Origin of the sequence: Pseudoxanthomonas sp. CF385 (assembly GCF_900104255.1) — a bacterium.
GTDB lineage: Bacteria > Pseudomonadota > Gammaproteobacteria > Xanthomonadales > Xanthomonadaceae > Pseudoxanthomonas_A.
In genome coordinates this window covers 1-9,364 of sequence record NZ_FNKZ01000005.1, presented here as the reverse complement: position 1 = coordinate 9,364, position 9,364 = coordinate 1, and the positions used below count along the sequence as shown (strand labels likewise).

Here is a 9,364-nt window from a genome sequence, read left to right as displayed (position 1 = left end):
GCGAGAGGTCGTTGTTGCCGGCGGCGATTTCGCCGGCGGCGGTGTTGATGCTCAGCGACGCCATCTGGATGCCGCCCACGATCTCGGTCAGCTGGGCCACCGTCGCATTGGCGTCGTCGCGCATGGTGGCGAACACGCCGTGGAAGTCGCCTTCCATCCGCGCGGTCAGGTCGCCATCGGCGATCGCACGGAGCAAAGCGGACAATTGCGCCAGGTTGCGGTCGCTGGTGGCCATCATCGCATTGAGGCCCTTCACCATCGCCAGGAAGTCGTCGCGGAAGCGGGCTTCGTCGCCGCGCACGCCGAAGTCGCCGGCGGCTGCCGCCTGGGCCAGGCGGTTGATCTCGGCATTGATGGCCAGCAGGCTGGCCTTCGCCGTGTCCATTGCCTGGTGCAGGAACGCGCGCGTGCCGGGCAGGCGGCGCGCATCCTGGCTGAGGTCGCCGTTGGCGTAGCGCTGCAGGATGCCGATCGCATCGCGGAACGCGTCCAGGTGTTCGAACATCATCGTGTTGATGCCGCCGGCGAGTTCGCCGTACACGCCGGGGAAATCCTCCGGCATGCGGTGGCTGATGTCCTCGGCTTCGTGCAGGCGGATCATCTCGCGGGTCTCCAGCGAGAAGCGCTCCAGCATGTGCACCATTTCGTCGGTCGCCTTGAGCATCTGGCCGACTTCATCACGGCCGTGATGACCGATGCGCACGCTCAGGTCGCCGCGGGACACGCCCTTGATGGCGGCCAGGGCGCGCGAGACCGGATGCAGGACGGACTGGCCGATGACGAAGCCGATCAGCATGTTCAGCAGTACCAGCGCGCCGCCGGCAACGGTCATGATGAAGGTGAACTGCAGCGCCTGCGCCTGCGTGTCGTCGATGTAGACGCCGGTGCCGATCACCCAGCCCCAGGGTTGGTAAAGGGCCGCGTAGGAGGTCTTCGGCACGGGATCTTCTTCGCCGGCCTTCGCCCAGCTGTAGTCGACCGTCCCGCCGCCGGCCTTCGCGACGCGCACGAACTCCGGGAAGATGTGCTTGCCGTCCGGGCTCTGCACGTCCTGCAGCGGCTTGCCGATCAGATCTGGCCGGGTAGGGTGCATCAGCATCACCGGCGCCTCGTCGGTGACGAAGAAGTAGTCCACGCCCTTGTTCGCCTGCATCGTGGCGAGCGTGGCGAGCGCGCCTTCCTTCGCCGCGGCTTCCTCCATCGAGCCGGCTTGCACCTGCTTGGCGTAGCCCTCGATCACGCCCAGCGCCATCTCCGTCTGCGCCTTCAGGCCTGCCTGGCGGGTGCCGGTCAGGTCCAGGTACTGCATGCGGGCGGCGACCACGGCCAGGGCGACCGTGCCGATGGCGACCAGGACGGTCTGGAGGAAGAACTTGCGCTTGAGGGGAACGTTGGAGAGCGTGCGGGCGAGCTTGGCGTTGATGTTCATGCGGGATCTCGGGGGGCAGGCGTGGGCCTGTGTGGGCGGAATGCCCGTACCTGCAATAGCGGCGTTGCCTGCAGGAAATTCAGGGTGCTTTGCATCCCTTACGACGAAAGACGGAGACGCCCGCGGCGTCGCGCGCCCAGAAAAAAGGGGACCACGGACCTTGCGGCCCGCAGTCCCCTCGGGGAGTTCCTGCCTGGCGCGGATCAGGCCGCGGCCTGCTCCGGCAGCGGCTGGCCGAAGTCGGCGCTGTCGATCAGCGTCTCGATGTCGAGCAGGATCAGCATGCGGTCGTCGACGGTGCCGATGCCCGAGATGAAGCGGGTATCGACGCTGGCGCCGAACTCCGGCGTGGGGCGGATCTGTTCCGCGGCCAGGCCGATCACGTCGGACACGCTGTCCACGACGATGCCGACGACGCGGTCCTCGACGTTCAGCACGATCATCACGGTGAAGGCGTCGTAGCGCGCTTCCTTCAGCCGCAGCTTCAGGCGCAGGTCGATCACCGGCACGATGGTGCCGCGCAGGTTGATCACGCCCTTGATGTAGTCGGGGGCATCCGGCAGGCGGGTGACCGAATCGTAGCCGCGGATCTCCTGCACCTTCAGGATATCGACGCCGTAGTGCTCGTCTCCCAGGGTGAAGCTGAGGAATTCCTCGGCGGTCGCCGTGGCCTGGCTCTTCTTGTCGCTCATTCGTCGGGCTCCTGTTGCAGCCGGTAAGAGGGTGGGGTTGCCCGGGACGGGGCCTGTCACGGCCTAGATCGGCCCCGGGCGGAGATTCTTTAGCGCGTCAGTACGGAGAGTGGGCTGGCGTGGAACGGGCTGCGATCCGGGTCACGCGTTCCTGGACGAGCCGCGCCACCTGGCTGCCGCTGTCCAGCTGGAAAGTCGAGACGGCCTCGGCCAGCGCCTGGGCCTGTTCTTCCATCGAGCGGGCGGCCGCGGTGGCTTCCTCCACCAGTGCGGCGTTCTGCTGGGTCGTCTCGTCCATCTGGGTGATGGTCTGGTTGACCTGTTCGATGCCGGCCGACTGCTCCTGCGAAGCGGCGGAGATCTCGGCCATGATGTCGGTCACCCGCTGCACCGAGGCGACGATCTCGCCCATCGTGGCACCGGCCTGGTTCACCAGGGCCGAACCATCGGCGACCTTCTCCACCGAGGTCTCGATCAGGCCCTTGATCTCCTTGGCCGCACTGGCCGACCGCTGGGCCAGGGTGCGAACCTCGCTCGCGACGACCGCAAAACCGCGGCCCTGTTCGCCGGCACGCGCGGCTTCGACCGCAGCGTTCAACGCCAGGATGTTGGTCTGGAAAGCGATGCCGTCGATGACCGAAATGATCTCGGCGATCTTCTTGGAGGACTGTTCGATGTCGGTCATGGTGGAGACCACCTTGCCGACCACTTCGCCACCTTGCGAAGCGACCGACGCCGCACCGATGGCCAGCTGGTTGGCCTGGCGGGCCGATTCGGCGTTCTGGCGCACGGTGGAAGTCAGTTCCTCCATCGAGGCAGCGGTTTCTTCCAGGTTGGCCGCCTGCTGCTCGGTGCGACGCGAGAGGTCGTTGTTGCCCGAGGCGATTTCGCCGGCGGCGGTGTTGATCGAGGTGGACGCATCCTGGATGCGGCCGACGATGTCGGTCAGCTGGGCCACCGTCGCGTTGGCGTCGTCGCGCATGGTGGCGAATACGCCGTGGAAGTCGCCTTCCATCCGCGCGGTCAGGTTGCCGCCGGACAATGCGCGCAGCACGCCGGAGACGGCGTCCACGCTGCCGCCGATCGTGGCCAGCAGGCTGTTGACCTGCTGCGACAGGCCGAGCAGGAAGCCCTGCTTGCCGGCCTCGCCGATGCGGCCGCCGAGGTCGCCCTGCACGGCGGCCTGCACGATGCGGGTGACTTCCTGTTCGACCATCACTTCGGCGGTGCGATCGGCCCACTCGACGACATAGCCGACACGCTGGCCGCCGGCGTCGTTCACCGGATTGATGATCAGCTGCATGATGCGGCCACCCACCGTGATCTGGGCGCGGTGCGTGCCCTGCAACTGCGCCAGCATGTGCGACTGGTGTTCCGGCTTCTTGTGGAAGATGTCGATGCGGCTGCCGACGACGGTGCGCACGTCGAACGCGGGCAGGTCGCGGCGCAGGTCCTGTTCCGCATCGGCCAGCATCTTCATCAGCGGCCGGTTCGCATAGACGATGGTCCGGTCGGCGTCGGCGATCATGACGTTGGTCGTCACTTCCTCCAGCGCGGTGCGGATGCGCAGGCTTTCGCGCGCGACCACCGCATCGCGCTCGATGCGCTCGCGCAGGTTGCCCTGCATGGTGCGCATGGCCTGCATCAGCGTGCCGATCTCGTCGCTGCGTCCGGCTTCGATGACGCCGTCCAGATTGCCGCGGGCGATGTCGTCGGCCACGCGCACGGCGCCCGCCAGCGGGACCGCTACCTGGCGACGGAGCAGCCAGTAGATTGCGCCGCAGAGCAATACCGCGCCCAGCAGGCCGACGGCGACGATCGTCCAGAGCACCGCGCGGGCGTCCTGCATCACCACGCTGCGAGGCACCACCACGCCCAGCATGAAGCGCTCCTGGGCCTGGCCGATCTGCAGCGGTACATAAGCTTCCACCAGCGCTTCGCCTTCGGCGCTCTCGACTTCACGGAAGACCGATTCGCCGCGGGCGATCTGCTTCAGTACCGCGCCGGCATCGCCGTCCTCGAAGGGCTTGCCCACGCGGGCCGCGTCGCGGTCGGCGATGAGCACGCCGCCCGGCGTCACCAGCCGGACGAAGCCGGCGCCCATCGGCGTCAGCTTGCCGATGCGCTCCTGCAGGGACTGCAGGGCGAAGTCCACGGTCATCACGCCCAGGTACGTCCCGTCCTGCACCACGGGCGTCGACAGCGTGGTCATCAGCACGTCCTTGCCGGCGATTTTGTAGACATAGGGTTCGGCGACGACCGTACGCTTGAGTTCACGCGGTCGCAGGTACCAGTCGCCCGCGCCCGGCACTTCGTAGTCGCGCAGCGCTTCCAGCAACGGCGCGCCATCGCTCCACGCCCAGTAGCTCATGAAACGGCCGGTATCGTCGTGGCCTGCGCTGCCGATGAAGTCGGCATCCTTGCCGTCGAACGCATCCGGTTCCCACAGCGTGCCCACGCCGACCCATTCCGGATGGGCTTCGAGCTGGCGCTTGAAGATGGCGCTGGCGGCGCTGCGGCTGATGCCGTCGCCGGCGCGCTGCGCGAGCAGGGCCTGGGCCAGGGCGTCGTTGCTGTCGAAGGCGCCGGTGAGTTCGCCCGAGATCCGCTGCGCTTCCAGGTTCGCCAGGCCGTCCATCGAGGTGCGCGCCGCGGCGAGCAGCGACTGGCTGCTGCGCAGGTAGCTGGCGGTCGCGGCCACGCCGAAAGCCAGCAGGGCCAGGACGGCGGTGCCTGCCATCACGCGGGTGGCGATGCTGCGGGAGGACGAACGAAGGGAAACGGGCATGGCGACCTCGATGGGGCTGTGCGACAGGGCATGGCGTCGCGCCGCGGCATCCGGCAGGGCCGGACTGTCACGGCAGCGTCACATGGGGTATCGGCGTGCCCGCGGCGAGGTTGAGCGGATGAATCGACGGATCGACGAAAGGTCGACGAAGATCACGCCGCGCCGCGGTCGCGGGCGCTGCGTTGGCGCTCGAGGCGGAAGATGTAGCGCTGCAGCAGCGCGTCCGCGCCACGGGGCAGGTCGGTGAACTGGCAGCCGGCGCGCCAGCTCTCCGTGCCGTTCTGGTTGAGCTGGCTGTGCAGGCTCTTGACCATCAGGCGCAGGCTGAGCGGACCGCCGTCCGGGAGATACAGGAGGCAACCCGGAAACTCCTTGTACGGGCGCAGCAACGGGTTCTCCGCCTGTACCGCCAGCGCCAGGCCGCCGCCGCTGATGTCCAGCACGCGATAGCGCTCATAGGTGGTCTCGCCATCGGGATGATGTTGGGGGACGGCGCACTCGACGGGCTGCGTCACCGGGACCTGGAGCCGGTAGAACTCGCGTCGCTGCAGGCGCAGCACGCTTTCGGGAAGATCGGCACGGAACGCGATCTGTCCGTCCTGGATCACGCGGGTGAGGCCCTGCAGGCGGAACTGGACGTGGATGCGGTCCAGGCGCGAGACGCAGGTGACGTGCGAGGCTTCCTCGATGCTGCGGTTGATCGTCTCGCTGGCGCTGCCATCGATGAGGATGGCGTCCTCGTCTTCCAGTACCTCGACCATCGAGGTGGGGAAGGTGTGGTTGCGCGGCATCGCGCAGCCGCTGACGAGGGCGCGCTTGTCGATCAGCGACTGCATGATCTGCCGGATCGCGTGCTCGCCGCGCACCAGGTACTTTTCCTCGTCCTCGTAGCGGATCGGCTCGGCCAGCGGTGCGTCGGTGGAGTCGGTCATACGGACAGGGACAGAGTGGCGGGCTTTGCGGAAGGCGTCACAGGCTGTATCGGCGTGCGTCGCACGATCTTTAGCGACACCGGAAACGACCGCGGCCCGGGAGTGCCGGGCCGCGGGTGCGAAGCGGGTGGCGTGACGACGCTCAGAACTCCTGCCAGTCGCCGTCGGCGAGCGCAGGCTCCGGTTTGCGCGCGGCAGGCTTGCGGGCCACGGCCTTCTTCGGTGCGACCGCCTCGGCGATGACCCGACGTACCGGCGCGCCCTTCGCGGCCTGCAGCTTGAACACCGACACCGACTCGGTCAGGGCTTGGGCCTGCTCTTCCATCGAACGGGCGGCGGCGGAGGCTTCCTCCACCAGCGCGGCGTTCTGCTGAGTCGTCTCGTCCATCTGAGTGATGGTCTGGTTGACCTGTTCGATGCCGGCCGACTGCTCCTGCGAAGCGGCGGAGATCTCGGCCATGATGTCGGTCACCCGCTGCACGCTGGCGACGATCTCGCCCATCGTGGCGCCGGCCTGGTTCACCAGAGCCGAACCGTCGGCGACCTTCTCCACCGAGGTCTCGATCAGGCCCTTGATCTCCTTGGCCGCACTGGCCGACCGCTGGGCCAGGGTGCGAACCTCGCTCGCGACGACCGCAAAACCGCGGCCCTGTTCGCCGGCACGCGCGGCTTCGACCGCGGCGTTCAATGCCAGGATGTTGGTCTGGAAGGCGATGCCGTCGATGACCGAAATGATCTCGGCGATCTTCTTGGAGGACTGTTCGATGTCGGTCATGGTGGAGACCACCTTGCCGACGACTTCACCGCCCTGGGAAGCGACACCGGCGGCGCCGATGGCCAGCTGATTGGCCTGGCGGGCCGATTCGGCGTTCTGGCGCACGGTGGAGGTCAGTTCCTCCATCGAGGCGGCGGTCTCTTCCAGGTTGGCGGCCTGCTGTTCGGTGCGACGCGACAGGTCCAGGTTGCCGGAGGCGATCTCACCGGCTGCCGTGTTGATGTTGCGCGAGGCATCCTGGATGTGGCCGACGATCTCGGTCAGCTGGGCCACCGTCGCATTGGCGTCGTCGCGCATCGTGGCGAACACGCCGTGGAAGTCGCCTTCCATCCGCGCGGTCAGGTCGCCGCGGGCGATGGCCTGCAGCAGCTCGGACACGTCGCCCAGGTTGCCGTCGGTGGTTTCCATCAGGCGGTTCAGGCCGTCGACCATCTCGCGGAAGTCGTACTCATACTTGCCGGCATCGCCGCGGTGCGAGAAGTCGCCTGCGGCAGCGGCCGATGCCAGGCGCTTGATCTCGCCATTGATCGCCGACAGGCTGGCCTTGGTCGCGTCCATCGTCTGCGTCAGCACCGCCTTTTCGCCAGGCAGGCGGTCCATGTCCACCGACAGGTCGCCGACGGCGTACCGCTGCATGACCTCGACCAGGCGCATCTTGACCGCGATGTGCGAGGCCACCAGCGCATTGGTGGCACGGACCATGCTGCCGTACTCGCCCGGGAAACGGCTGTCGTCGATGCGGTAACTGATCGCCCCTTCGTCGTGCTGGCGGGTCATCTCGGTCTGCGCGCCGATCACCGACACGACCTGCGTCTGCACGTGATGCATCGCGGTCAACAACTGACCCACTTCATCCTGGCGGCGGGTGTCGATGCTGCCGTCCAGCTTGCCGGCGGCGACGTGTTCGGCGATCTCCACCGCGGCGCGCAACGGGTGGGAGACCACGCGGCGTACGCCGATCCAGGTCAGCGCGGCGATCACGACGAGCGCGAGCATCGACAACGCCAGGATGCTGGCCGTCAGGGCGCGACTGGACGCCAGTACGGTTTCGCGCGGCTCCACGGCGACGAGCGCCCATTTCCAGGGGGCGAAGCGTTTCACCGCGACCACGGCGGGTTCGGCCTTGTCGCCGGCCTTGGGGGCGATGTCGAGCACCGCATGGCCGTGGTCCTGTTCGAGCAGGGCCTTCATCGCCGGCTGCGAGCCCGCGTCCACGACCACGGTGTAGGGGGATTCCTGGCTGGTCGGATGGGCGGCGAGCATGCCCTGGTGGTCGCCTTCCGCAAGGTCGACGACGAAGAAATAGCCGGTTTCGCCCAGGCGGGTGGTGCGCAGCTTGTCCTTCAGCGCGGCCAGGCCGTCGCCGTAGTTCTGGCCCACGAACAGGATGCCCACGGTCTTGCCTTCCGCATCCGCGAGCGGCTCGTAGTGGGTCATGTAGTCCTGGCCGAACAGGCGTGCGCGGCCGGTATACGGCTTGTCCTCGAGGATCAGCGCGTAGGCCGGATGCTTGTGGTCCAGCGCTGTGCCGATGACCCGCGCGTTCTCGGTGTTGCGCAACGAGGTGGTGGCGCGGATGAACTCGTCGCCCTGGCGGACGAACAGCGTCGCGACCACGTCGGTCGCCTCGGTGAAACGGTCCACGGCGGTGAAATCGAGGTTGACGCTTCGCTGGCCGAATCGCAGCTCGGGAACCTCGGCGTCGCCGATGAGCGTGGTGCGCGCCGGATCGACCGAAACATCGCCGACCGGAAGCGATGCGCGGAAGCTTTGTGCCATGCGCTGCGTGGTTTCCGTCAGGGTCCGGTCGTAGAGGGCGACGGACTCCAGCATGATCTGTGCGGTGACGTCGAGGTCGCCGAGTGCGCGTTCTTCGATCGCACGGCTGGATTGGCGCTGGACCACGAAGGCGAGCAGGAGCAGGACGAGGGCGACGGCGACGGTGACCTGGAGCGAGAGTTTGCTGCCGAGCGAAAGGCGTGCGAATCGATTCATGGGGCAGGCGGTGGGTAGGGGTATCACGAGCGATATCGGCGTCGCCGTTTCCCGATTGAGCTACACGCGTGTATTTCCCGACGAACGGTAGGGGCCGCCATGACAAGACCCGCCGGAAACGACGCGGCCCGGGAATACCCGGGCCGCCTCGGCATTCGACCTGTGGGTCGTGGCTCAGAACTCCTGCCAGTCGCCTTCGGCGAAGGCCGGTTCGGGCTTGCGCGCGGCCGGCTTGCGGACCACGGCCTTGGGCGCAGCCGGCTTCGGTGCCGCCGCCTGGGCGATGGCCTGGCGCACCGGGGCGCTGACCGAGGCCTGCAGCTTGAACACCGACACCGACTCGGTCAGGGACTGGGCCTGTTCTTCCATGCTGCGTGCGGCCGCGGTGGCTTCTTCCACCAGCGCCGCGTTCTGCTGGGTGGCTTCGTCCATCTGGGTGATGGTCTGGTTGACCTGTTCGATGCCGGCCGACTGTTCCTGCGAGGCGGCGGAGATCTCGGCCATGATGTCGGTCACGCGCTGCACCGAGGCGACGATCTCGCCCATCGTGGCACCGGCCTGGTTCACCAGGGCCGAACCGTCGGCGACCTTCTCCACCGAGGTCTCGATCAGGCCCTTGATCTCCTTGGCCGCACTGGCCGAGCGCTGGGCCAGCGTCCGCACTTCCGAGGCGACCACGGCGAAGCCGCGGCCCTGCTCACCGGCACGCGCGGCTTCGACCGCGGCGTTCAGCGCCAGGATGTTGGTCTGGAA

The 9,364-nt window shown here is 67.7% G+C and carries 6 protein-coding genes; all 6 read right to left on the bottom strand.

Annotated features, from left to right (window positions below; all coding sequences use genetic code 11):
* A partial coding sequence (locus BLT45_RS17980) for a cache domain-containing protein (protein WP_093304417.1) occupies window positions 1-1,429 on the bottom strand: 1,429 nt, incomplete at its 3' end.
* Window positions 1,430-1,632: 203 nt separating this feature from the next.
* Complete coding sequence (locus BLT45_RS17975; protein ID WP_093304413.1) at window positions 1,633-2,121, bottom strand: chemotaxis protein CheW; 489 nt, start codon at window positions 2,119-2,121, stop codon at window positions 1,633-1,635.
* A 97-nt stretch (window positions 2,122-2,218) separates the two neighbouring features.
* Window positions 2,219-4,909, bottom strand: coding sequence for a methyl-accepting chemotaxis protein (locus tag BLT45_RS18670; RefSeq protein WP_093304409.1), 2,691 nt, complete (start codon window positions 4,907-4,909; stop codon window positions 2,219-2,221).
* A gap of 152 nt (window positions 4,910-5,061) precedes the next feature.
* Entirely contained in the window at window positions 5,062-5,841 is a 780-nt protein-coding gene (locus BLT45_RS17965) for a flagellar brake protein (RefSeq protein ID WP_093304405.1), read from the bottom strand.
* 142 nt (window positions 5,842-5,983) lie between these two features.
* Window positions 5,984-8,611 carry a Cache 3/Cache 2 fusion domain-containing protein gene (locus tag BLT45_RS18665; RefSeq protein ID WP_093304402.1) on the bottom strand — a complete coding sequence of 876 codons (2,628 nt, stop codon included), beginning with the start codon at window positions 8,609-8,611 and terminating at the stop codon, window positions 5,984-5,986.
* A 174-nt stretch (window positions 8,612-8,785) separates the two neighbouring features.
* Window positions 8,786-9,364 (bottom strand): methyl-accepting chemotaxis protein (locus tag BLT45_RS17955; protein ID WP_254771958.1); only part of this gene is annotated, 579 nt, incomplete at its 5' end.